The organism is Citrobacter sp. LUTT5, assembly GCF_009905315.1.
Classification (GTDB): Bacteria; Pseudomonadota; Gammaproteobacteria; order Enterobacterales; family Enterobacteriaceae; genus Citrobacter; species Citrobacter freundii.
The window spans coordinates 4,933,147-4,955,293 of the sequence record NZ_CP047606.1 but is presented as its reverse complement, the minus strand read 5'-3'; the positions used below and the strand labels follow the sequence as shown (position 1 = coordinate 4,955,293).

The window sequence follows — 22,147 nt, the reverse complement described above, 5'->3', positions numbered from 1 at the left end:
TGAGGGTACGATGACACAACCATTACCGGGGGAACATGCCATGAGCGCTGAAAATGAACTGGACATCCGTGGGTTGTTTCGTACTTTGTGGACAGGGAAGGTGTGGATCGTCGGTATGGCTCTCGCCTTCGCGTTAGTCGCTCTCGCCTATACGTTTTTTGCTCGTCAGGAGTGGAGCGCAACGGCGATTTCAGACAGGCCAACGGTTAATATGTTGGGCGGCTATTACTCTCAGCAGCAGTTCTTACGTAACCTGGACATCAAGGCCAGTCTTGCATCAGCGGATCAGCCGTCAGTGATGGATGAAGCCTATAAAGAATTCATCATGCAACTTGCTTCCTGGGATACGCGTCGTGAATTCTGGCAGCAGACTGATTATTACAAGCAACGTATGGTGGGTAACAGCAAAGCCGATGCGGCGATGCTGGATGAACTGATCAATAACATTCAGTTTATGCCTGGCGATGCGGTTCGTAATACCAATGACAGCGTGAAGCTGATTGCCGAGACGGCACCTGATGCCAACAATCTATTGCGTCAGTACGTGGCGTTTGCCAGTCAGCGTGCTGCGCGTCATCTGAATGATGAGTTGAAGGGCGCCTGGGCTGCACGCACCGTGCAGATGAAGGCGCAGGTTAAACGCCAGGAAGAAGTGGCGAAATCGATTTTCTCTCGCCGAGTCCACAACATTGAGCAGGCACTCAAAATTGCTGAACAGCATAATATTTCGCGTACTTCCACTGACGTTCCGGCTGAAGAATTACCGGATTCTGAACTGTTTTTGCTTGGACGCCCTATGCTGCAGGCACGACTCGAAAACCTGCAATCTGTTGGTCCCGATTTCGATCTGGACTACTTCCAAAACCGAGCCATGCTTAACACACTGAACGTTGGGCCAACTCTGGATCCGCGTTTTCAGACCTATCGTTATTTGCGTACGCCGGAAGAACCGGTAAAACGTGACAGCCCTCGTCGTGCTTTCCTGATGATTATGTGGGGCATCGTTGGGGCCCTGATCGGTGCTGGTGTCGCGTTAACCCGCCGCCGCACGATTTAGCAATATCGTTGCAGTGAGGGGCTGGGCCCTCACTGCCAATCCGAAGAGAATCGATGTGAAAGTACTGACTGTATTTGGCACGCGACCAGAGGCCATAAAAATGGCACCTCTGGTTCATGCGTTGGCAAAAGATCCTGATTTTGAGGCAAAAGTTTGCGTCACGGCGCAGCATCGCGAGATGCTCGATCAGGTGTTGAACCTCTTTTCCATTGTACCTGACTACGATCTCAACATTATGCAGCCAGGTCAGGGACTAACAGAAATTACCTGCCGAATACTGGAAGGATTAAAGCCAATTCTGGCTGATTTTAAACCTGATGTGGTGTTGGTTCATGGTGATACCACAACCACCATTGCCACGAGTCTGGCTGCGTTCTATCAGCGTATTCCGGTAGGGCATGTGGAGGCGGGTTTACGTACTGGTGATCTCTACTCTCCCTGGCCGGAAGAGGCGAACCGTACGCTGACCGGGCGTCTGGCTATGTATCATTTTGCGCCAACAGAAAACTCGCGCCAAAATTTGTTACGGGAAGCTATTCCCGAAAATCGTATTTTCGTCACAGGCAATACGGTGATTGATGCGTTGATCTGGGTTCGCGACCGTGTACTGGCGAACGATGAATTGCGTGCTGAATTAGCAGAGCATTATCCTTTCCTGAGCTCAGATAAAAAGATGATACTGGTGACCGGTCATCGTCGGGAAAGCTTCGGTCGCGGTTTTGAACGCATTTGCCATGCGCTGGCGGAAATTGCTGCGGCCAATCAGAACGTGCAGATTGTTTATCCGGTGCACCTGAATCCTAACGTCAGCGAACCGGTGAATCGCATTCTGGGTCACGTTGAAAACGTCATCCTGATTGAACCGCAGGATTACATGCCGTTTGTCTGGCTGATGAATCATGCCTGGCTGATCCTGACCGACTCCGGTGGGATTCAGGAAGAAGCCCCATCTCTGGGGAAACCAGTACTGGTGATGCGCGAAACGACGGAACGTCCGGAAGCGATTACTGCAGGTACAGTACGTCTGGTAGGGACAGACCCGCAGCGTATTGTCGAAGAAGTCACGCGTTTGCTGCATGACGATAATGAATATCAGACCATGAGCCGCGCCCATAATCCGTATGGTGACGGGCAGGCATGTGGCCGCATTTTACACGCGTTAAAAAATAATCGGATATCGCTATGAGTTTTACGACCATTTCTGTCATTGGGCTGGGTTATATCGGACTGCCGACGGCGGCTGCCTTTGCTTCCCGTCAAAAGCATGTGATTGGCGTAGATGTAAATCAACACGCGGTGGATACCATTAATCGCGGTGAAATTCATATCGTTGAGCCAGATTTGGGCGCCGTGGTGAAAACGGCGGTCGAAAATGGATTTCTGCGTGCGACCACAACCCCTGTAGATGCGGATGCCTTTCTGATTGCTGTGCCTACTCCGTTTAAGGGGGAGCACGAACCCGATATGGTCTACGTTGAAGCCGCAGCCAAGTCTCTTGCACCGGTGTTGAAAAAAGGCGCGTTGGTGATCCTTGAATCGACGTCGCCTGTCGGGGCTACCGAACAGATGGCCACATGGCTGGCTGAAATGCGTCCTGATTTGACTTTCCCGCAGCAGGTCGGTGAACAGGCTGACGTCAATATTGCCTATTGCCCTGAACGCGTGCTGCCAGGTCAGGTGATGGTTGAGCTGATTAAAAACGACCGCGTGATTGGGGGCATGACCCCAGTCTGTTCCGCACGTGCCAGTGAGCTGTACAACATCTTCCTTGAAGGGGAATGTGTCGTGACCAACGCCCGCACTGCGGAAATGTGCAAGCTGACTGAAAATAGCTTCCGCGACGTCAATATCGCCTTCGCTAATGAGTTGTCGCTGATTTGCGCCGATCAGGGGATCAACGTCTGGGAGCTGATTCGCCTGGCAAATCGCCATCCGCGCGTGAATATTTTGCAGCCGGGTCCGGGTGTTGGCGGGCACTGTATCGCGGTTGATCCGTGGTTTATCGTGGCGCAGAACCCGCAGCAGGCGAAATTGATTCGCACCGCGCGTGAGGTAAACGACGGTAAGCCTCATTGGGTGGTCGATCGGGTAAAAGCTGCCGTGGCCGACTGTCTGGCGGATACCAATAAACGGGCCAGCGAAGTGAAAATTGCCTGTTTTGGTCTGGCATTTAAACCGAATATTGATGATTTACGTGAAAGCCCGGCGATGGGAATTGCGCAAAGTATCGCGCATTGGCACAAAGGCGAAACATTGGTGGTGGAACCGAATATCCATCAACTGCCGAAAAAACTGGACGGTCTGTGCCAACTGGCAACGCTGGACGATGCCCTGGAAAGCGCCGATGTACTGGTCTTGCTGGTCGACCACAATGAATTTAAAGCCATTAAAGGCGATGCGGTTCACCAGCAATATGTCGTTGATACCAAAGGGGTCTGGCGCTAATGAAACGAATTCTGGTTACCGGTGGAGCTGGATTCATCGGATCTGCGGTTGTTCGGCATATCATTCAGGAGACTCAGGATGCGGTAGTTGTGGTCGATAAGCTGACCTATGCTGGAAACCTGATGTCGCTGGAGTCGGTTGCACAGAATCCTCGTTTTGCTTTTGAGAAAGTCGATATCTGCGATCGAGCTTCGCTTGACAGGGTGTTTCAACACTATCAACCGGACTGCGTGATGCATCTGGCGGCAGAAAGCCACGTCGATCGCTCCATTGATGGTCCGGCCGCCTTTATCGAAACTAACATTGTGGGAACCTACACGCTGTTGGAAGCGGCGCGTGCTTACTGGAGTTATTTAACCAGCGAGAAAAAATCAGCGTTTCGTTTCCACCATATCTCGACTGACGAGGTGTATGGCGACCTGGAGTCTACGGATGATTTCTTCACCGAAACCACACCGTATGCGCCGAGCAGCCCTTATTCCGCGTCGAAAGCCAGCAGCGATCATCTTGTCCGTGCCTGGCTACGTACCTACGGTCTGCCAACACTGATAACCAACTGTTCTAACAACTATGGTCCGTACCATTTCCCGGAAAAACTGATTCCGCTGATGATCCTTAATGCATTGGCGGGAAAAGCGTTACCGGTATACGGCAATGGACAACAGATCCGTGACTGGTTGTATGTAGAAGATCACGCAAGGGCGCTCTATTGTGTGGTGAAAGCGGGCGCGGTGGGAGAAACTTATAATATTGGTGGCCATAACGAGCGTAAAAACCTGGAGGTTGTCGAAACAGTTTGCAGCCTGTTGGAAGAGCTGGCACCGCAAAAGCCGCAGGGTATCGCGCAGTACCGCGACTTGATCGCTTTTGTGGACGATCGCCCGGGTCATGACTTGCGTTATGCCATTGACGCGTCGAAAATTGCGCGTGAACTAGGCTGGATGCCGAAAGAAACGTTTGAAAGCGGAATGCGCAAAACCGTGCAGTGGTATCTGGCTAATCAGGCATGGTGGAAACCCGTGCAGGACGGCAGTTACCAGGGCGAACGTTTAGGTCTGAAGGGCTAACAGCCTGGTTTTGGCTCCCGGAGGAGACAACGCATGAAAGGTATCATTCTGGCGGGGGGCTCAGGTACTCGCCTGTATCCCATTACGCGTGGCGTATCAAAGCAGCTATTGCCTATTTACGATAAGCCGATGATTTACTACCCGTTATCAGTATTGATGCTGGCGGGAATTCGCGAAATCCTGATTATCACTACACCGGAAGATAAAGGCTATTTCCAGCGCTTACTGGGCGATGGATCTGAGTTCGGCATTGAATTGCACTATGCTGAGCAACCCAGTCCGGATGGATTAGCACAGGCGTTTATCATTGGTGAAACGTTCCTTAACGGTGAACCATCATGTCTGGTGTTAGGAGACAATATCTTCTTTGGTCAGGGATTTAGTCCAAAACTGCGTCATGTGGCTGCCCGAACGCAAGGCGCGACGGTGTTTGGCTATCAGGTGATGGATCCTGAACGTTTTGGTGTTGTTGAGTTTGACGAAAATTTTCGCGCAGTCTCACTGGAAGAGAAACCGAAAGAACCGAAGTCTAACTGGGCGGTGACAGGACTCTATTTCTATGACAGTAAAGTGGTGGAATATGCAAAACGCGTAAAACCGTCTGAGCGTGGAGAACTGGAGATTACGTCCATTAATCAGATGTATCTTGATGACGGACACCTGACGGTAGAGTTGCTTGGGCGTGGTTTTGCCTGGCTTGATACCGGTACGCATGACAGTTTGATCGAAGCGAGTACTTTTGTGCAGACGGTAGAGAAACGCCAGGGCTTTAAAATAGCCTGTCTGGAAGAAATCGCCTGGCGTAACGGTTGGCTGGATGACGAAGGCGTGAAGCGTGCCGCCAGTTCACTGGCCAAAACGGGATATGGCCAATATTTGTTGGAGCTGCTCCGTGCTCGTCCGCGCCAGTATTGAGCCGCTTAGCTGGGAAAATACGTTCTTTGGCGTGCATAGCGCTATTGTGCGTTTTGACCAACACGCGTCGGTTCTGACTGCGGATGCGTTGCAGCCCTGGTCGCGGGTACAGGCAAAAATACCTGCCGCCAATACCCAAGCATTAGATGCCCTGCAACAAATGGGCTTCTCACTGGTTGAAGGTGAAGTGGATTTTGTGCTGCCAGTGACGTGTGCGCATGGTGACCCCGGTGCGCAGGTCGCACAAACTACGGATATCCCTGCATTACGCCATCTGGCAGGACAGGCGTTCGCGCAAAGTCGTTTTCGCGCCCCGTGGTATGCCGCAGATGCCAGCGCGCGTTTTTATGCGCAGTGGATTGAAAACGCGGTGCTGGGGACGTTCGATCATCAATGCCTCGTTTTTCGTACACCAACAGGTGAGATTCGTGGCTATGTCTCGCTGCGTGAACTGAATGCGACCGAGGCGCGAATTGGCCTGCTAGCCGGGCGTGGGGCGGGAGCAGAACTGATGCAGGCCGCGCTTTGCTGGGCGCAGGCTCACGGTAAAACAGCACTGCGTGTGGCGACCCAAATGGGCAATACCGCCGCGCTTAAACGTTATATACACAGTGGTGCGAATGTGGAAAGCACCGCGTATTGGTTATACAGGTGACACGATGATTCCATTTAACGCACCGCCGGTGGTGGGCACTGAACTCGATTACATGCAGACTGCGATGAACAGCGGCAAACTGTGTGGCGACGGCGGTTTTACCCGTCGCTGCCAGCAGTGGCTGGAACAGCATTTTGGCAGCGAGAAAGTATTGCTGACGCCTTCCTGCACCGCATCGCTTGAGATGGCGGCATTGCTGCTGGATATCCAGCCTGGCGACGAAGTCATTATGCCAAGCTATACGTTTGTATCCACGGCCAATGCTTTCGTGCTGCGAGGCGCGAAAATTGTCTTTGTTGATATCCGCCCGGATACCATGAACATTGACGAAACGCTGATTGAAGCGGCGATCACCGACAAAACCCGCGCGATTGTGCCGGTGCATTACGCAGGCGTGGCCTGCGAAATGGATACTATTATGGCGCTGGCGACCAAACATAACCTGTTTGTGGTGGAAGATGCGGCCCAGGGCGTTATGTCGACTTACAAAGGTCGGGCGCTGGGGACGATTGGTCACATCGGTTGCTTTAGCTTTCATGAGACCAAAAACTATACCGCAGGTGGTGAAGGCGGTGCGACGCTGATTAATGATAAAAAATTAGTCGAACGTGCAGAGATCATCCGTGAAAAAGGGACAAACCGCAGCCAGTTTTTCCGTGGCCAGGTAGATAAATATACCTGGCGTGATATCGGCTCCAGCTATTTGATGTCCGATCTACAGGCCGCCTATCTGTGGGCGCAGCTGGAAGCAGCGGACCGCATTAACCAGCAGCGTCTGACGCTGTGGCAGAACTACTATGATGCTCTTGAACCGCTGGCGCGTGCTGGACGTATCGAGCTGCCTTCTGTACCAGACGGCTGCGTGCAAAACGCCCATATGTTTTACATCAAGCTGCGCGATATCGACGATCGCACGGCGTTGATTAACTTCCTGAAAGAAGCTGAAATTATGGCGGTGTTCCACTACATCCCGCTGCATGATTGCCCGGCTGGCGACAAATTCGGCGTATTTGCCGGTGTTGATCGTTACACCACCAAAGAGAGCGAGCGTTTGCTGCGTTTACCGCTGTTCTACAACCTGTCGCCGGTCAACCAGCGAACGGTAATTTCGACCTTACTCAACTACTTCGCCTGAAATGTCGCTTGCTAAAGCGTCCTTATGGACGGCAGCCAGTACGCTGGTAAAAATTGGTGCGGGTTTGCTGGTCGTGAAGCTGCTGGCGGTGTCGTTTGGCCCGGCAGGCGTGGGGCAGGCGGGTAACTTCCGCCAGATGGTCACCGTGCTTGGTGTCCTGGCGGGGGCCGGCATTTTCAACGGTGTCACGAAATATGTTGCGCAGCACCATGACGATCCGAACCAGCTCCACAAGGTCGTCGGTACATCTTCCGCGATGGTGCTGGGATTCTCTACGCTGATGGCGGTGATTTTTCTGCTGGCGGCCGCACCAATCAGTCAGGGATTGTTTGGTCATACTCATTATCAGGGGCTGGTAAGACTGGTTGCGCTGGTGCAGATGGGCATTGCCTGGGCGAATCTGCTGCTGGCGTTGATGAAGGGGTTTCGCGATGCGGCGGGTAACGCGCTGTCGCTGATTGTGGGTAGTCTGGTGGGCGTAGTGGCTTATTATGGCTGTTATCGCCTGGGAGGGTATGAAGGCGCTTTGCTGGGTCTGGCGTTAGTGCCCGCGTTGGTCGTTATCCCCGCCGCTATTATGCTGATTAAGCGTGGGGCGATTCCGCTGCATTACCTGAAACCCTCGTGGGATAACGGTCTGGCTGGACAGCTAAGCAAGTTTACGCTGATGGCGCTGATTACCTCCGTAACGTTGCCTGTGGCATACGTAATGATGCGAAACCTGTTGGCGGCGCAGTACAGTTGGGATGATGTGGGGATTTGGCAGGGGGTAAGCAGTATCTCTGATGCTTATCTGCAATTCATTACCGCTTCATTCAGCGTTTACTTGCTGCCGACGTTGTCGCGACTCACTGAAAAGCGCGACATTACGCGCGAGGTGGTTAAGTCGCTGAAGTTCGTGCTACCAGCAGTTGCCGCCGCGAGCTTTACCGTTTGGCTATTGCGTGACTTTGCAATCTGGCTGCTTTTCTCCGCAAAATTCACCGCCATGCGCGACCTGTTTGCCTGGCAACTGGTCGGCGATGTGCTGAAAGTGGGGGCGTATGTCTTTGGGTATCTGGTGATCGCGAAAGCGTCGCTGCGGTTTTATATTTTGGCTGAAATTAGCCAGTTCATGTTATTGACGATGTTTGCTCACTGGCTGATCCCTGCACATGGTGCGCTGGGAGCGGCACAGGCTTATATGGCAACGTACATCGTCTATTTTTCACTTTGTTGTGGCGTGTTTTTACTCTGGCGTAGGCGGGCATGACTGTACTGATTCACGTTCTGGGATCGGATATCCCTCACCATAACCAAACCGTGTTGCGGTTTTTCAACGACTCGCTTGCCGCGACGAGCGAGCACGCGCGCACGTTTATGGTTGCCGGTCAGGATGCGGGATTCAGTGAGAGCTGCCCGGCGTTATCGCTGAGTTTTTACAGCGGGAAAAAAGCGTTAGCCGAAGCAGTTATCGCGAAAGCAAAAGCGAATCGCCAACAGCGATTCTTCTTCCACGGTCAGTTCAACACCAGCCTGTGGTTGGCGCTGCTGGGCGGGGGAATTAAACCGACGCAGTTTTACTGGCATATCTGGGGTGCTGATTTATACGAAGTCTCCAGTGGGCTGAAATTCCGCCTGTTTTACCCGATTCGCCGCATGGCGCAGAATCGCGTGGGCTGCGTGTTTGCCACACGGGGCGATTTACGTTATTTCGCCGAGCAACATCCGCATGTACGGGGTGAGTTGCTCTATTTCCCAACGCGAATGGATCCTTCACTCAATAACATGAGCAATGATTGTCAGCGCAGCGGCAAGATGACGGTGCTGGTTGGCAACTCTGGCGATCGCAGCAATGAGCATGTTGCCGCGCTGCGTGCTGTCCATCAGCAGTTCGGCGACACGGTGAACGTGATTGTGCCGATGGGTTATCCCGCCAATAATGAGGCCTATATCGACGAGGTTCGCCAGGCCGGTATGGCATTATTTAGCGCTGATAATCTGCAAATTTTAAGTGAAAAGCTGGAATTTGATGCCTATCTAACATTATTGCGGCAATGCGATTTGGGTTACTTTATTTTTGCCCGACAGCAGGGGATCGGTACCCTGTGTTTGCTGATCCAGGCGGGTATCCCGTGCGTGCTCAACCGTGAAAATCCCTTCTGGCAGGATATGGTGGAACAGAATCTTCCAGTGTTATTTACCACGGATGATCTCAATGAAGGCGTCGTACGTGAAGCGCAGCGCCAGTTGGCATCGGTAGATAAAAACACGATTACCTTCTTTAGCCCGAATTATCTGCAGCCGTGGTATAACGCGCTGCGCATTGCTTCAGGAGAAACCGTATGAGCCTGATGCAATTCAGCGGTCTGCTGGTAGTCTGGCTGCTCTCTACCTTATTTATCGCCACGCTGACCTGGTTTGAGTTCCGCCGCGTACGTTTTAACTTCAATGTTTTCTTCTCATTGTTGTTCTTGCTGACGTTCTTCTTCGGATTCCCGTTAACCAGCATCCTGGTGTTCCGCTTTGATGTGGCAGTGGCTCCGCCGGAGATCCTGCTGCAGGCCTTGCTGTCAGCAGCCTGTTTCTATGCCGTCTACTACGTGACGTATAAAACGCGATTGCGTAAGCGAGTAGAGGGTAAGCCGCGCAGGCCGCTGTTTACCATCAATCGCGTTGAAGCCCATTTGACCTGGGTTATCCTGATGGCGATTGCGCTGGTGAGCGTGGGCGTCTTCTTTATGCACAACGGATTCCTGCTGTTCAGACTGCAATCCTATAGCCAGATTTTTTCCAGCGAAGTCTCTGGGGTCGCTCTGAAGCGTTTCTTCTACTTCTTCATTCCGGCCATGCTGGTGGTTTATTTCCTGCGTCAGGACAGCAAAGCGTGGTTGTTCTTCCTGGTGAGTACCGTCGCGTTTGGTTTGCTGACCTATATGATTGTGGGTGGGACGCGCGCCAATATCATTATCGCGTTTGCCATCTTCTTGTTTATCGGCATTATTCGCGGCTGGATTTCGCTGTGGATGTTGGTCGCAGCAGGCGTGCTGGGTATTGTCGGGATGTTCTGGCTGGCGTTGAAGCGCTACGGAATGAGCGTTAGCGGCGATGAGGCGTTCTATACGTTCCTGTACCTTACGCGCGACACCTTCTCGCCGTGGGAGAACCTGGCGCTGTTGCTGCAGAATTACCACAATATTGAGTTCCAGGGGCTGGCGCCGATCGTCCGTGACTTCTACGTCTTTATTCCTTCCTGGCTGTGGCCTGGGCGGCCGAGTATTGTACTCAACTCAGCGAACTACTTTACCTGGGAAGTGTTGAACAACCACTCAGGACTGGCGATTTCGCCGACGTTAATTGGTTCACTGGTGGTGATGGGCGGGGCGCTTTTTATACCATTAGGCGCGATTGTCGTTGGACTCATTATCAAGTGGTTCGACTGGCTGTATGAGCTAGGTAACCAAGAAACCAATCGCTATAAGGCGGCGATTTTGCACAGTTTCTGTTTTGGCGCCATTTTCAATATGATCGTGTTGGCACGTGAAGGGCTGGATTCGTTTGTCTCGCGAGTGGTCTTTTTCCTCGTGATTTTTGGCGTTTGCCTACTGATGGCAAAACTGCTGTTTTGGCTATTCGATAGCGCAGGACTCATCCATAAACGAATCAAGTCGCTGCCCCGGACACAAATTGAAGGATCGTAATGACAGATAACATAACTGCGCCGCTGTATTCGCTGCGCGGATTACAACTGATTGGCTGGCGCGATATGCAACATGCGCTGAATTACCTGTTTGCCGAAGGACACCTCAGGTCAGGAACGCTGGTGGCTATCAACGCTGAGAAAATGCTGACAGCAGAAGATAATCCTGAAGTGAGGGAGCTGATCAACGCCGCGGAGTTCAAATATGCGGATGGGATTAGCGTGGTGCGTTCGGTGCGCAAAAAATTCCCACAGGCGCAGGTTTCACGTGTGGCCGGTGCTGACCTTTGGGAAGCGCTGATGGCGCGAGCTGGGCAAAACGGAACGCCTGTTTTCCTGGTTGGTGGCAAGCCTGAAGTTCTGGCGCAAACAGAAGCAAAACTACGTGCACAGTGGCGTGTGAACATTGTGGGTAGCCAGGATGGTTATTTTACCCCAGAGCAGCGTCAGGCGTTATTTGAGCGTATTCACGCCAGCGGCGCGCAAATTGTGACGGTGGCGATGGGTTCGCCGAAACAAGAGATCTTTATGCGTGATTGCCGCAAGACTCACCCTGACGCGCTGTATATGGGCGTGGGTGGCACCTACGACGTCTTTACCGGTCACGTTAAGCGTGCGCCTAAAATCTGGCAAAATCTGGGGCTGGAGTGGCTGTATCGCTTATTGTCGCAACCGAGCCGTATTACTCGACAACTTCGCTTATTACGCTATCTCCGCTGGCACTATACCGGCAACCTCTGACGCCCTCTCTCCTCTGATAAGTAGCGTGATCTGCTAATTACGCTACTTATTTACAACATAATCGCTGCTTTCTCGCACAATGTATTCATTTTTTGAATGCTTTAATTGCCATTTAAGCGATTTTAGGAAACCATTCGCAACAATCATTTCAGTGCCGTGGAGTTTTGACGCCAATCGCTAAGCGGTCGGTGTCGTATGGCCTGTTATGACATAACAAGATGTACCCATAACGAGAACCGGTAATACCGGACAGTATGCAAACACAACAAGAGGATTTATGGCCGAGAACAAACCTGAGCTACAGCGTGGGCTGGAGGCTCGTCACATCGAATTAATTGCCCTCGGGGGCACTATTGGCGTCGGGCTGTTTATGGGGGCCGCCAGTACCCTGAAATGGGCGGGACCTTCGGTTCTGCTGGCGTATATCGTCGCTGGGCTGTTCGTATTTTTCATTATGCGTTCTATGGGGGAGATGTTATTCCTCGAGCCGGTTGCCGGTTCATTCGCTGTTTACGCTCACCGTTATATGAGCCCCTTCTTTGGCTATCTCACCGCCTGGTCATACTGGTTTATGTGGATGGCGGTGGGGATCTCAGAGATTACCGCCATCGGGGTGTACGTCCAGTTCTGGTTCCCGGAAATGGCGCAATGGATACCCGCACTGATCGCGGTCGGATTGGTTGCATTGGCGAACCTCGCCGCAGTTCGCTTGTATGGTGAAATTGAGTTCTGGTTTGCCATGATCAAAGTGACCACCATCATTGTGATGATCGTCATTGGGTTAGGGGTGATTTTCTTCGGTTTTGGTAATGGCGGTCAGGCGATCGGCTTTGGCAACCTGACCGAACACGGCGGTTTCTTTGCTGGTGGTTGGAAGGGCTTCCTGACGGCATTGTGTATTGTCGTGGCTTCTTACCAGGGCGTGGAGCTGATCGGCATTACTGCAGGTGAAGCGAAGAACCCACAGGTCACGCTGCGTAGCGCGGTAGGTAAAGTGCTGTGGCGTATCCTGATTTTCTACGTTGGCGCAATTTTTGTTATCGTCACTATTTTCCCGTGGAATGAGATTGGCAGCAACGGCAGTCCGTTTGTTCTCACCTTTGCCAAGATTGGTATTACCGCCGCGGCGGGGATTATTAACTTTGTGGTCCTGACGGCGGCGCTGTCTGGCTGTAACAGCGGTATGTACAGCTGTGGGCGTATGCTCTACGCGCTGGCCAAGAATCGCCAACTCCCCGCCGCTGTTGGGAAAGTTTCTCGCCATGGCGTACCGGTTGCCGGCGTGGCCATTTCTATCGCGATCCTGCTGATTGGTTCGTGCCTGAACTACATCATTCCCAATCCGCAGCGCGTGTTTGTTTATGTCTATAGCGCCAGCGTGTTGCCGGGGATGGTGCCGTGGTTTGTGATCCTGATAAGCCAGCTGCGTTTCCGTCAGGCGCATAAAGCGGCGATTGCCAGTCATCCATTCCGCTCCATTCTGTTCCCGTGGGCGAATTATTTGACGATGGCGTTCCTGATTTGCGTATTAATTGGCATGTACTTTAATGAAGATACCCGAATGTCGCTTTTTGTTGGCATGGGTTTCTTGTTGGCCGTGACGTTCATTTATAAGGTTTTTGGTCTGAATCGTCATGGCACAGCCCATAAATTGCGGGAATAAGCGACAAAACGCACAAACCATGACCAAACGATAATTTATTTTAAAAAAGCACTAGACAGAAGACCGAGACCTCCGTAATATCCAGCCCCGCAACGGCGCTAAGCGCCCGTAGCTCAGCTGGATAGAGCGCTGCCCTCCGGAGGCAGAGGTCTCAGGTTCGAATCCTGTCGGGCGCACCATTTAGTAGGGTGCCAGAGCTGCGGTGGTTTTAATACCGCGTAAAAGATTTGCAGTGGTGGCTATAGCTCAGTTGGTAGAGCCCTGGATTGTGATTCCAGTTGTCGTGGGTTCGAATCCCATTAGCCACCCCATTAATTTAAAGTTGTGAAATGCGAAGGTGGCGGAATTGGTAGACGCGCTAGCTTCAGGTGTTAGTGTCCTTAGGATGTGGGGGTTCGAGTCCCCCCCCTCGCACCACGACTTAAAGAATTGAACTAAAAATTCAAAAAGCAGTAAAACGGCGAGTAGCGCAGCTTGGTAGCGCAACTGGTTTGGGACCAGTGGGTCGGAGGTTCGAATCCTCTCTCGCCGACCAATTTTGAACCCCGCTTCGGCGGGGTTTTTTGTTTTCTGATTTTCCCTTCTCTGCCTTTATTCCCGCGAATTACCTGATGTCTTAAAAAGTCCGAATACCTGGTTTTTGCAGTGCAATCGTGGCATGCCTTGTGCAATAATATGCAGGTAGATGCTCATTCCATCTCTTATGTTCGCCCTCTGGCCTCATAAACTCAGGAATGATGCAGAGCCGTTTACGGTGCTTATCGTCCACAGACAGATGTCGCGTAGCCTCATCAAACACCATGGACATAACGTTGAGTGAAGCACCCATTTATGTTGTCATACAGACCTGTTTAACGCCTGCTCCTTACCGAGCGGGCGTTTTTTTATGCATACACAAAATCCTTCGAGCTGCTTCTCGAATGATTTTGTGTATACGAGATGAAAAATATGTAGGCCCGGTAAGCGAAAGCGCCACCGGGCATTCAGGAGTTACTGCGGGGGATTGTTGTTCTGCAACGTCAACATCAGGCCATCACGACGCATGGTGGCGGCTTCTTCCGGTTGATGCAGTCTGTCCAGCGCGTCAGCAAGCCAGGCGTAGTCATAGGCATCCGGGCGCTGTTTGAGAGCGGCACGGAAGGCGAGCGTGGCTTCCTGCCATTCCCCATGCTTCATTAACGACTGACCCAGCGTACTCCACAGCAACGGGCGATCGCCCACGGCTTTAATCTGCTGGCGCAACACTTTCTCTATCTGCTCCGGATTATTGGTTTTCAGACGCGGGATCGGTAGCACCAGGCGGTCATCGTACTGACGTTTCAAACCATCAATGATGACCTGCTGCGCCGTATCGTGATCGTCACACTCAATCAGATGTTCAGCCATTGCTACCTGCAAAGCAACCTGATGACGGGTTTTACGGTTCTGGTTTTTCCACCATGCACGCAGCCCCTCGCTGCCCTGATCGGCACGGACCTGATCCATCAAGCCAACCCATGCCTGTTGTTCCAGCATGGCGCGGTGCTCGTCATCACCCACTTGCGCTTTTGCCATGGATGGGATGATATCCAGCAAGGAACTCCATGCGCCGGTGCGAATGTAGGCCTGCTCAGCCAGACGCAGCACTTCCGGATGACGTGGCGTTACTTCCAGCAGTTTGTCTATGCTGTGGCGTGCGGCGTGATTTTCATTACGCGCCAGTTGCAGGCGAACGCGAGCGATTTCTACCGGGATCGTATCATTTCCCGCCAGTTCGGCAGCACGCTCAAGGTGTTGGTTGGCGCGAGCTTCGTCACCGCGCTGCTGAGCCGCTTCTGCCGCCAGCAGGTAATTCACTACTGGCTGTTCTGCATGATCGGCATTTTTCGACATCAGCTTCTCAACCTGCTGATAGTCACCTTCTGCCAGTTTGAGCAGCGCCTGTTCGGTCTGCTTACGGGCGCGACGACGTTTACGACCCACAAACCACCCACGGGTATGTGCGCCGGTGCGGAAAATTCGGCGCAACAGCCATTCAATCGCAAACAGGACGACCATGGCGACGATCAGGATGATCACCAGGCCCGTCACGCTGGTTTCGATATTGTAGTTATCCGTCTGGATCAGCACATAGCCCTGATGACCGGCTATCATCGGACCGACGACGATCCCGGCGATCAACAGCACAAAGAGCAACAATACTTTTAGCATCATTATTCTCCTTGCGGCGCGGTTGCCGGAGCGTCTGTCGAAGGCGCTGGCGCTGCTGCTACCGGTGCTGTGGCAGGTTGCGCCAGTAAATTACGTACGCGGGTCTGCATTAACTTGTCGAGAATAGCCTGACTCTGCAGCGTTTCCGGGACATCCATACTGATGCTTTGCTGGCTCAGTTGGTCTACTTCTTCAAGGAACGCTTTGGTCGCTGCATCGTCGGTGTCGTAGTAAGCACGCACCCATGTGGAGACATTTTCCAGCGCCTGGCGGTATGTCTCTTCCTGATGACGCGGCACGGCCTGTGCAGCTACTAACAGGCGGGAACGGATATTTTCACGTAAGTAAACGTCCTGGTTCGGTGCCAGCAGCGGTACGGCAGTTTCATCACGACGGCGCACGGTGATAAAGCTGTCCATAAAGTTCTGCCAGCTTTTTTGCAGATTGACGCGCCATTCGCTAATCGAGCTGGAAAGCTCGCTGCTGTCCGAGTCCATCGGTGAATCGTCGGTGTCGTTGTCGGCCAAACGCAGGTTATCGATCTGATTAGAGAGTTGATTCACTTTCAGGATAATGCCGTCATAGTCGACCTGAGTCACCGCGGAGAGGCTCGCGATATCGTCAGTAATCGCACGTCGCGCGGTAATTAAGCTCGGGTCGTTCATATCTGCCAGACTGGCATCGGCGCTTTTCAGCAGCGCCGCGGCGGTAGTGACGTCCTGATCGCTCCATAATTTGCGACCAGCCAGTTTCACCAGGAAATCAGCCTGCGCCAGCAGCCATGTTCCAGCATCGCTGCCGGAGATGGTGGCGACTTTTTGCTGGACTTCATCAAGCTGTTTGACCAGCGCGGCCTGCTGGCGAGTGGCTTCATCCAGCTGCGTTGCCTGCTGTTTAATAATACCTTCCAGCTCAGCTTTCTGGCTTTCCTGCGCTTTTTGCAGTGCCGTCAGCTGGTTCGCCAGCGCATCGCTGGTTGCCGTTTGTGTTGTTGCCTGTTGTTTCCCCCAGCCGTACAGCCCAACGCCTGCTGCCAGCGCAATAGCAATCGCCACAGCGCTCAGAATCAGCGCCGTGCTGTTCTTACTCTTTTTTTCAGTATTAACTGGCTGTGACGTGGTTTCCACGGCCTCCCTGGTCTCTTCAACCACGGCGGAGGATTTTTCTTGTTCCGTCATTATGGCATCCCATTATGAGAGTTATTGTAATGCGCGTAGTAGCGCATCGTTGTCGGCGTTATCAGCGACCTTAATATCTTGCCAGCCCAGTTCCCGGGCGAGGTGCGCCAGACGCTCACTGACGACCAGCAGCCGACAGCGTAGTAACCAGTGCTCACGATACCACTGTGGAATAAGCGTCCAGAGCTGTTGTAGCATCTCTCCGCTAGTGACGACCACCGTGGTTACGCCACGGGATTGCCAGCGCATCGCTTCTTCTGCACCATCGTAATATTTTGCACTGCGTTGATAACATTCACAAAAATCGACATCGGCTCCGCGTGCCGTCAGGGTTTCACCTATCAGCTCACGGCCACCGTTGCCGCGTAATATAAGCGCGCGTTTTCCCGCAATATTTTGTAATTCAGGTAATTGTAGCAAGACTTCGCTAATTTCCCGATCCAGAGGGTAGTGAATATTGAAGCCGCTAACAGTATGCAGCGCCAGCGCCGTTGTACGGCCAATGGCAAAATACTGCGGAAGGGATGGCCAGCTTTTCTCTTGCTGCTGAAGCTCGGCATCTGCAAAGGTAACGGCGTGCTGCGAGAGGGCGAAGACCAGATCGTTCTCCGTCAGCGCCGACAGTCGGGAAGCAAGCGTTGCCAGTTCCCGACCAGGTGAAAACTCGATGAGCGGAAAACTCCAGGCCACCTGCCCCAGTGTGCGCAGACGGCTCACTAACTCTTCCCCAGCGGGAGACGGGCGGGTGACCAGAATACTCATGCGGGTGCTTCTCCGTTATAAACTTCAGCCAGAATGGCGCGCGCACCGTTCTCCAGCAGTTCTTCTGCCAGAGAGATGCCCATCTGTTCGGCATCCTGTGTGGCGCCGCGACGTTCTCCGCATACCATCTGTGAACCGTCTGGCGCGCCGACCAGCGCACGTAGCCAAATCTCACCGTCGATGATTTCGGCATAGCTACCAATAGGTACCTGACATCCCCCTTCCAGGCGGGTGTTCATGGCGCGTTCTGCTTTGACGCGTAGCGCGGTTTCTTCATGGTTGAGCGGCGCTAACAGCGCCTGAGTGCGCATATCATCCAGTCGACATTCTATGCCTACTGCGCCTTGTCCGACAGCGGGCAGGGAGACTTCCGGCGGCAGAGCGGTACGGACTCGCGACTCAAGACCTAAACGTTTTAATCCAGCGACCGCCAGAATAATGGCGTCATAATCGCCGTTATCCAGTTTGCTGAGGCGCGTGCCTACGTTGCCGCGCAGCGAACGGATGACGAGATCCGGGCGACGCTTCGCCAACTGGCACTGGCGACGCAAACTGGATGTCCCAACGATGCTGCCTGCGGGGAGTTCATCCAACGTGTTGTACTTATTTGAGACGAAAGCATCACGCGGATCCTCTCGCTCGCAAATGGTGACCAGTCCAAGACCGTCAGGGAATTCAACCGGCACATCCTTCATGGAATGCACGGCGATATCGGCGCGTTTTTCCAGCAGCGCGACTTCCAGCTCTTTAACAAACAACCCTTTCCCTCCGACTTTCGCCAGCGGGGTATCAAGGATCACATCGCCACGGGTTACCATAGGAACCAGTTCCACGATCAGACCTGGGTGGTTTGCCATTAAGGCGTCTTTGACATAATGTGCCTGCCAGAGCGCAAGGGGGCTTTGGCGTGTGGCAATTCTCAAAACATTGTCTAACATGCTTGTTACCGTCATTATCAATCATTGACCATCCTAACATCCTTATCAAAGGGATGTCAGCGTTACGCTCAAACGTAAGTGAGAGGAAAGGCGCTGCATCATCACTGTCAGTGAATAATGACGAGAAAAACCTCCCGACCGTATGAAGGAATTTACACGTAACGAACGGTGCTACACTGGTATGTAGCGCATCTTTCTTTACGGTCAATGAGCAAGGTGTTAAATTGATCACGTTTTAGACCATTTTTTCATCTGTAACTAATAAAAGTGCAGGGGAAAAAGGTAACGGTTATTTTTGACATACGGTTTATCCGGACTGATGACGAGGGTGGTGAGCGTTTGCGCCGCTGCTATCGACGCCATGACGGATGCAACATCAGGCGATACGTCTTGTACCTCTATATTGAGACTCTGAAACAGAGACTGGATGCCATAAATCAACTGCGTGTGGATCGCGCGCTTGCTGCCATGGGACCTGCTTTCCAGCAGGTATACAGTCTGCTGCCGACATTATTGCACTACCACCATCCGCTGATGCCGGGTTACCTTGATGGTAACGTTCCCAAGGGCATATGCCTTTACACGCCTGATGAAACCCAACGCCACTACCTGAACGAGCTGGAACTGTACCGCGGTATGTCGCCGCAGGACCCGCCGAAGGGCGAACTGCCGATCACCGGCGTTTACTCAATGGGCAGTACCTCTTCGGTAGGGCAAAGCTGTTCGTCTGACCTTGATATCTGGGTCTGCCATCAATCCTGGCTGGATAGCGAAGAGCGCCAGCTGCTGCAGCGAAAATGTAGCCTGCTGGAAAGCTGGGCGGCCTCGCTGGGTGTGGAAGTCAGTTTCTTCCTGATTGATGAAAACCGTTTCCGTCACAATGAAAGCGGCAGTCTGGGTGGTGAAGACTGTGGTTCGACGCAGCATATCCTGTTGCTGGATGAATTCTATCGCACCGCTGTGCGCCTCGCGGGTAAACGTATTCTGTGGAATATGGTGCCGGGCGACGAAGAAGAGCACTACGACGATTACGTCATGACGCTCTACGCACAGGGGGTGTTAACGCCAAACGAATGGCTGGATCTCGGCGGACTCAGTTCGCTTTCCGCCGAAGAGTACTTTGGCGCCAGCCTCTGGCAGTTGTACAAGAGTATCGACTCCCCGTATAAAGCGGTGCTGAAAACGCTGTTGCTGGAAGCCTATTCCTGGGAATATCCCAACCCACGCCTGTTGGCGAAAGACATTAAACAGCGCTTGCATGATGGCGAGATCGTCTCTTTTGGTCTTGACCCTTACTGCATGATGCTGGAGCGCGTTACCGAATACCTCACGGCGATCGAAGATCCGACTCGCCTGGATTTAGTACGTCGATGTTTCTACTTAAAAGTGTGCGAGAAACTGAGCCGCGAGCGCGCCTGCGTGGGCTGGCGTCGTGAAGTATTAAGTCAGTTAGTGAAAGAGTGGGGCTGGGATGACACCCGTCTGACCATGCTGGATAACCGCGCTAACTGGAAGATTGACCAGGTACGTGAAGCGCATAACGAACTGCTCGATGCGATGATGCAGAGCTATCGTAACCTGATCCGCTTTGCGCGGCGCAATAACCTCAGCGTCAGCGCCAGTCCGCAGGATATCGGCGTGCTGACCCGTAAGCTGTATGCTGCGTTTGAAGCGTTGCCGGGTAAGGTCACGCTGGTGAACCCGCAGATATCTCCGGATCTCTCGGAACCGAATCTGACCTTTATCCATGTACCGCCGGGTCGTGCCAACCGTTCGGGTTGGTATCTCTACAACCGCGCGCCTAACATGGACTCGATCATCAGCCATCAGCCGCTGGAATATAACCGCTATCTCAACAAGCTGGTGGCGTGGGCCTGGTTCAATGGCTTGCTGACCTCGCGTACGCATTTGTTTATTAAGGGCAACGGCATTGTTGATTTGCCGAAGCTGCAGGAAATGGTCGCCGACGTGTCGCACCACTTCCCACTGCGACTACCTGCGCCAACGCCGAAAGCGCTCTATAGCCCATGCGAAATTCGCCATCTGGCGATTATCGTTAACCTCGAATATGACCCGACGGCAGCGTTTCGCAATCAGGTGGTGCATTTTGATTTCCGTAAGCTGGACGTCTTCAGTTTTGGTGAAGAGCAAAAATGCCTGGTGGGTAGCGTAGACCTGCTGTACCGCAACTCGTGGAATGAGGTGCGTACGCTGCACTTCAACGGCGAGCAGGCGATGATTGAAGCGTTAAAAACGATTCTGGGCAAAATGCACCAGGATGCCGCGCCGCCAGATAGCGTCGAGGTCTTCTGCTATAGCCAGCATCTGCGCGGTTTAATTCGCACCCGCGTTCAGCAACTGGTGTCTGAGTGCATCGAATTACGTCTGTCCAGCACCCGTCAGGAAACCGGACGCTTCAAAGCGCTGCGTGTTTCCGGCCAGACGTGGGGGCTGTTCTTCGAACGTCTGAACGTCTCGGTGCAGAAGCTGGAAAACGCGATTGAATTCTATGGCGCGATTTCACATAACAAACTGCACGGACTTTCCGTCCAGGTTGAGACCAACCATGTGAAACTGCCGTCGGTGGTAGACGGTTTTGCCAGTGAAGGGATTATTCAGTTCTTTTTCGAAGAAACGGGTGATGAGCAGGGCTTTAATATCTACATTCTGGACGAAAGCAATCGGGCTGAGGTGTATCACCACTGCGAAGGTAGTAAAGAGGAACTGGTACGCGACGTCAGCCGTTTCTACTCATCGTCGCACGATCGTTTTACCTACGGCTCCAGTTTCATCAACTTTAACCTGCCGCAGTTCTATCAGATTGTGAAAACCGACGGGCGCGCGCAGGTGATTCCGTTCCGCACCCAGCCGATTAGCGCTGTTCCGCCCGTTAATCAGGACAACGACGCGCCTCAGTTGCAGCAGTATTTCTCTTAAGCATAGTGCCGGATGGCGGTGTAAACACCTTATCCGGCCTCCAAATGCGCGAGATACCCAGGCCGGATAAGCGAAGCGCATCCGGCAATCACACTTAGCGGAAGCTCACCTCTTCACCCGCCTGCTGCGTTGCCGCCTGTTCCAGCAGATCCCAGAACGTTTCGCCGCTTCGGTCGCAGATCCACTCGTCGCCTTTCAGGTCAAAGTGGTAGCCGCCCTGTTTGGTCGCCAGCCATACCTGGTGCAGCGGCTCCTGACGGTTAATGATAATTTTGCTGCCGTTTTCGAAACTGATGGTCAGAACGCCGCCGTTGATCTCACAATCAATATCGCTGTCGCCATCCCAGTCATCCAGACGTTCTTCAATGGTCATCCACAGGGTGTCAGCAAGGCGATGAAATTCACTGTCGTTCATTTTCTTATCCTATTTTTCGTGATGCCCGCAGTATAACGTGGAATAAATCGCGATGCAGTTTTTAGCCAAACTCTTGCTTTTACGCCTTCTCCTGCGATGATAGAAAACAGAAAGCATGAACTTTACAGGCAATCGATAATGAAAAACGTGTTAAAGCCACTCGCTGTCATTTTTACTCTGTTCAGCCTGACGGGCTGTGGGCTCAAAGGCCCGCTCTATTTCCCACCAGCTGATAAAACCGCGCCGCCTCCGACCAAGAGCGTTCAGCCGCAATCGCAATCCACCACGCCTGAGAAAAACGATCGTGGGATTAGTGATGGGCCTTCTCAGGTGAATTACTAACGGCAGGAATAGATTTTACATTTCTGTA

19 protein-coding genes and 4 tRNA genes are annotated in these 22,147 nt (G+C 52.8%); 18 read left to right on the top strand and 5 right to left on the bottom strand.

Annotated features, from left to right (window positions below; genetic code table 11):
- The first annotated feature begins 10 nt into the window (after positions 1-10).
- From wzzE to GUC46_RS23475, 16 genes are all read left to right on the top strand, one after another.
- Complete coding sequence (gene wzzE, locus GUC46_RS23550; protein ID WP_003829003.1) at positions 11-1,057, top strand: ECA polysaccharide chain length modulation protein; 1,047 nt, start codon at positions 11-13, stop codon at positions 1,055-1,057.
- Between the two features lie 55 nt (positions 1,058-1,112).
- Positions 1,113-2,243, top strand: a complete 1,131-nt coding sequence (wecB, locus tag GUC46_RS23545; protein ID WP_032950621.1) for a non-hydrolyzing UDP-N-acetylglucosamine 2-epimerase — start codon at positions 1,113-1,115, stop codon at positions 2,241-2,243.
- A complete protein-coding gene (gene wecC, locus GUC46_RS23540) occupies positions 2,240-3,502 on the top strand; it encodes a UDP-N-acetyl-D-mannosamine dehydrogenase (protein WP_130714423.1) in 1,263 nt (420 codons plus the stop codon). Before wecB ends, wecC begins: the two co-directional genes overlap by 4 nt.
- Complete coding sequence (gene rffG, locus GUC46_RS23535; protein ID WP_057064541.1) at positions 3,502-4,569, top strand: dTDP-glucose 4,6-dehydratase; 1,068 nt, start codon at positions 3,502-3,504, stop codon at positions 4,567-4,569. Before wecC ends, rffG begins: the two co-directional genes overlap by 1 nt.
- Positions 4,570-4,602: 33 nt before the next feature.
- A complete protein-coding gene (gene rfbA / locus GUC46_RS23530) occupies positions 4,603-5,484 on the top strand; it encodes a glucose-1-phosphate thymidylyltransferase RfbA (RefSeq protein WP_003017976.1) in 882 nt (293 codons plus the stop codon).
- Positions 5,462-6,139: a dTDP-4-amino-4,6-dideoxy-D-galactose acyltransferase gene (gene rffC / locus GUC46_RS23525; protein WP_048234256.1), complete on the top strand. Its 678-nt coding sequence runs from the start codon at positions 5,462-5,464 to the stop codon at positions 6,137-6,139. Before rfbA ends, rffC begins: the two co-directional genes overlap by 23 nt.
- Positions 6,140-6,143: 4 nt before the next feature.
- Positions 6,144-7,274: a dTDP-4-amino-4,6-dideoxygalactose transaminase gene (rffA, locus tag GUC46_RS23520; RefSeq protein ID WP_130714424.1), complete on the top strand. Its 1,131-nt coding sequence runs from the start codon at positions 6,144-6,146 to the stop codon at positions 7,272-7,274.
- 1 nt (position 7,275) lies between these two features.
- On the top strand, positions 7,276-8,526 hold the full coding sequence (gene wzxE, locus GUC46_RS23515; protein WP_160180759.1) for a lipid III flippase WzxE: 1,251 nt from the start codon (positions 7,276-7,278) through the stop codon (positions 8,524-8,526).
- On the top strand, positions 8,523-9,602 hold the full coding sequence (locus tag GUC46_RS23510) for a TDP-N-acetylfucosamine:lipid II N-acetylfucosaminyltransferase (protein WP_044714762.1): 1,080 nt from the start codon (positions 8,523-8,525) through the stop codon (positions 9,600-9,602). Before wzxE ends, GUC46_RS23510 begins: the two co-directional genes overlap by 4 nt.
- The gene (gene wzyE / locus GUC46_RS23505; protein ID WP_003017967.1) at positions 9,599-10,954 is read left to right on the top strand and encodes an ECA oligosaccharide polymerase; all 1,356 of its coding nucleotides are present in this window, start codon (positions 9,599-9,601) and stop codon (positions 10,952-10,954) included. The genes GUC46_RS23510 and wzyE overlap by 4 nt, the downstream gene beginning before the upstream one ends.
- A complete protein-coding gene (gene wecG / locus GUC46_RS23500; protein WP_044702228.1) occupies positions 10,954-11,694 on the top strand; it encodes a lipopolysaccharide N-acetylmannosaminouronosyltransferase in 741 nt (246 codons plus the stop codon). Before wzyE ends, wecG begins: the two co-directional genes overlap by 1 nt.
- A gap of 277 nt (positions 11,695-11,971) precedes the next feature.
- Positions 11,972-13,357, top strand: coding sequence for an amino acid permease (locus GUC46_RS23495; protein ID WP_003017961.1), 1,386 nt, complete (start codon positions 11,972-11,974; stop codon positions 13,355-13,357).
- A 102-nt stretch (positions 13,358-13,459) separates the two neighbouring features.
- Positions 13,460-13,536: transfer RNA gene (locus GUC46_RS23490), tRNA-Arg, on the top strand.
- A gap of 56 nt (positions 13,537-13,592) precedes the next feature.
- Positions 13,593-13,668 (top strand) — tRNA-His (locus GUC46_RS23485).
- A 20-nt stretch (positions 13,669-13,688) separates the two neighbouring features.
- A tRNA-Leu gene (locus tag GUC46_RS23480) sits at positions 13,689-13,774 on the top strand.
- Between the two features lie 41 nt (positions 13,775-13,815).
- Positions 13,816-13,892 (top strand) — tRNA-Pro (locus GUC46_RS23475).
- A gap of 455 nt (positions 13,893-14,347) precedes the next feature.
- Here GUC46_RS23475 and hemY read toward each other — a convergent pair.
- The 4 genes from hemY to hemC are packed head-to-tail and all read right to left on the bottom strand — an operon-like array spanning position 14,348 to position 18,425.
- Entirely contained in the window at positions 14,348-15,547 is a 1,200-nt protein-coding gene (gene hemY / locus GUC46_RS23470) for a protoheme IX biogenesis protein HemY (RefSeq protein WP_130714430.1), read from the bottom strand.
- Positions 15,548-15,549: 2 nt separating this feature from the next.
- On the bottom strand, positions 15,550-16,725 hold the full coding sequence (hemX, locus tag GUC46_RS23465) for a uroporphyrinogen-III C-methyltransferase (RefSeq protein WP_003017955.1): 1,176 nt from the start codon (positions 16,723-16,725) through the stop codon (positions 15,550-15,552).
- Between the two features lie 21 nt (positions 16,726-16,746).
- Complete coding sequence (gene hemD, locus GUC46_RS23460) at positions 16,747-17,487, bottom strand: uroporphyrinogen-III synthase (protein ID WP_003017952.1); 741 nt, start codon at positions 17,485-17,487, stop codon at positions 16,747-16,749.
- On the bottom strand, positions 17,484-18,425 hold the full coding sequence (hemC, locus tag GUC46_RS23455; protein ID WP_003841203.1) for a hydroxymethylbilane synthase: 942 nt from the start codon (positions 18,423-18,425) through the stop codon (positions 17,484-17,486). The genes hemD and hemC overlap by 4 nt, the downstream gene beginning before the upstream one ends.
- A 390-nt stretch (positions 18,426-18,815) precedes the next feature.
- Between hemC and cyaA the strand changes: the two genes are divergently transcribed.
- The gene (gene cyaA / locus GUC46_RS23450; protein ID WP_003017946.1) at positions 18,816-21,362 is read left to right on the top strand and encodes a class I adenylate cyclase; all 2,547 of its coding nucleotides are present in this window, start codon (positions 18,816-18,818) and stop codon (positions 21,360-21,362) included.
- 94 nt (positions 21,363-21,456) lie between these two features.
- On the opposite strand, the gene cyaY is transcribed toward cyaA, so the two are convergent.
- A complete protein-coding gene (gene cyaY, locus GUC46_RS23445) occupies positions 21,457-21,777 on the bottom strand; it encodes an iron donor protein CyaY (protein WP_003828967.1) in 321 nt (106 codons plus the stop codon).
- 138 nt (positions 21,778-21,915) lie between these two features.
- On the opposite strand from cyaY, the gene GUC46_RS23440 reads away from it, so the two are divergent.
- Positions 21,916-22,119, top strand: a complete 204-nt coding sequence (locus GUC46_RS23440; RefSeq protein ID WP_003017937.1) for a lipoprotein — start codon at positions 21,916-21,918, stop codon at positions 22,117-22,119.
- Positions 22,120-22,147 lie beyond the last annotated feature (28 nt).

What these genes read in the sequence shown, in the direction of transcription:
- wecG (WP_044702228.1), top strand. Translation starts at nt 10,954, where the DNA reads ATGACAGATAACATAACTGCGCCGCTGTATTCGCTGCGCGGATTACAA.
- GUC46_RS23495 (WP_003017961.1), top strand. Translation starts at nt 11,972, where the DNA reads ATGGCCGAGAACAAACCTGAGCTACAGCGTGGGCTGGAGGCTCGTCAC.
- cyaY (WP_003828967.1), bottom strand. Translation starts at nt 21,777, where the DNA reads ATGAACGACAGTGAATTTCATCGCCTTGCTGACACCCTGTGGATGACC.
- hemC (WP_003841203.1), bottom strand. Translation starts at nt 18,425, where the DNA reads ATGTTAGACAATGTTTTGAGAATTGCCACACGCCAAAGCCCCCTTGCG.
- GUC46_RS23440 (WP_003017937.1), top strand. Translation starts at nt 21,916, where the DNA reads ATGAAAAACGTGTTAAAGCCACTCGCTGTCATTTTTACTCTGTTCAGC.
- GUC46_RS23510 (WP_044714762.1), top strand. Translation starts at nt 8,523, where the DNA reads ATGACTGTACTGATTCACGTTCTGGGATCGGATATCCCTCACCATAAC.
- hemX (WP_003017955.1), bottom strand. Translation starts at nt 16,725, where the DNA reads ATGACGGAACAAGAAAAATCCTCCGCCGTGGTTGAAGAGACCAGGGAG.
- hemD (WP_003017952.1), bottom strand. Translation starts at nt 17,487, where the DNA reads ATGAGTATTCTGGTCACCCGCCCGTCTCCCGCTGGGGAAGAGTTAGTG.
- wzxE (WP_160180759.1), top strand. Translation starts at nt 7,276, where the DNA reads ATGTCGCTTGCTAAAGCGTCCTTATGGACGGCAGCCAGTACGCTGGTA.
- rffA (WP_130714424.1), top strand. Translation starts at nt 6,144, where the DNA reads ATGATTCCATTTAACGCACCGCCGGTGGTGGGCACTGAACTCGATTAC.
- hemY (WP_130714430.1), bottom strand. Translation starts at nt 15,547, where the DNA reads ATGCTAAAAGTATTGTTGCTCTTTGTGCTGTTGATCGCCGGGATCGTC.
- wzzE (WP_003829003.1), top strand. Translation starts at nt 11, where the DNA reads ATGACACAACCATTACCGGGGGAACATGCCATGAGCGCTGAAAATGAA.
- rfbA (WP_003017976.1), top strand. Translation starts at nt 4,603, where the DNA reads ATGAAAGGTATCATTCTGGCGGGGGGCTCAGGTACTCGCCTGTATCCC.
- wzyE (WP_003017967.1), top strand. Translation starts at nt 9,599, where the DNA reads ATGAGCCTGATGCAATTCAGCGGTCTGCTGGTAGTCTGGCTGCTCTCT.
- wecC (WP_130714423.1), top strand. Translation starts at nt 2,240, where the DNA reads ATGAGTTTTACGACCATTTCTGTCATTGGGCTGGGTTATATCGGACTG.
- rffG (WP_057064541.1), top strand. Translation starts at nt 3,502, where the DNA reads ATGAAACGAATTCTGGTTACCGGTGGAGCTGGATTCATCGGATCTGCG.